The 555-nt window shown below is 63.6% G+C and carries 1 pseudogene; it reads left to right on the top strand.

The window, feature by feature from the left end:
* A pseudogene (locus AC1D0P_RS27645) lies at positions 1-555 on the top strand (dihydroxy-acid dehydratase); the annotation flags it as partial.

Here is a 555-nt window from a genome sequence, read left to right on the forward strand (position 1 = left end):
GGGATGCGCAGACCGTGTCCGGTGAGACGATCTGGGACGAGGTCAAGGACGTCGTCAACTGGAACGAGGATGTGATCCTGCCGGCCGAGAAGGCGCTGACGCAGTCGGGCGGCATCGTCGTGGTGCGCGGCAATCTCGCGCCGAAGGGAGCGGTGCTGAAGCCATCCGCCGCGTCACCGCATCTGCTGACGCATCGCGGCCGGGCCGTGGTTTTCGAGGACATCGACGACTACAAGGCCAAGATCAACGACGACAATCTCGATATCGACGAGACTTGCGTCATGGTGCTGAAGAACTGCGGCCCGAAGGGTTATCCCGGGATGGCCGAGGTCGGAAATATGGGCCTGCCGCCAAAAGTGCTGAAGAAGGGCATCACCGATATGGTGCGCCTCTCGGATGCGCGCATGTCGGGCACCGCCTATGGCACTGTCGTGCTGCACACCTCGCCGGAAGCGGCGGTGGGTGGACCGCTGGCGGTGGTGCAGAACGGCGACATGATCGAACTCGACGTCCCGAACCGGCGCCTGCATCTCGACATTCCCGACGAGGAACTGG

The organism is Polaromonas sp. P1_G2 (assembly GCF_056405515.1).